Here is a 560-nt window from a genome sequence, read left to right on the forward strand (position 1 = left end):
CGGCGGTGCACCGGCCGGCACCAAGACGATCGGCGCGCGCACCGAGCATCTGACGATCGCGAAGGCCGCGAATGGCCACGCCGACGGCGTTGTCGACTGGGTCGAGCATCTCGGTGACCAGAACCATTTGCATGTGACGGTTGGCCCTAAGAAGCTGGTGACGCTGACGGACCCCGACACGGATTTGGCGCAGGGCGACAGAGTGGTGATCCGCTACCGGTCACCGCTGTATTTCGGCGCCGATGGACAGCGATTGATGTGAGCGGTTTTCGGTGATTCAGCACCGGTTTTGACTTTGCCAGTACGGGACGAATTCGATGAAGCACTTTTTCAATCGCAGGGAAACGATCGTCACCGAGGCGCTCGACGGTCTGTTACGGACCATCGGATCAGGCGATCTCGCGCGCCTCGACGGCTATCCCGAGATCAAGGTCATCCTGCGCGCCGACTGGGACAAGACGAAAGTCAGTGTCGTCTCCGGCGGCGGGGCCGGGCACGAGCCGTCCCATGCCGGCTTCGTCGGCAAAGGCATGCTGACGGCGGCGGTCTCAGGCGAGATC

At 62.9% G+C, this 560-nt stretch carries 2 protein-coding genes; both read left to right on the top strand.

Annotated features, from left to right (window positions below):
• A partial coding sequence (locus EN939_RS37180) for a TOBE domain-containing protein (RefSeq protein WP_127272137.1) occupies positions 1 to 262 on the top strand: 262 nt, incomplete at its 5' end.
• 55 nt (positions 263 to 317) lie between these two features.
• A partial coding sequence (locus EN939_RS37185) for a dihydroxyacetone kinase subunit DhaK (RefSeq protein ID WP_206528486.1) occupies positions 318 to 560 on the top strand: 243 nt, incomplete at its 3' end.

The sequence above is a fragment of the Mesorhizobium sp. M7A.F.Ca.CA.002.05.1.1 genome, assembly GCF_003998335.1.
In the GTDB taxonomy this organism is placed as follows: domain Bacteria; phylum Pseudomonadota; class Alphaproteobacteria; order Rhizobiales; family Rhizobiaceae; genus Mesorhizobium.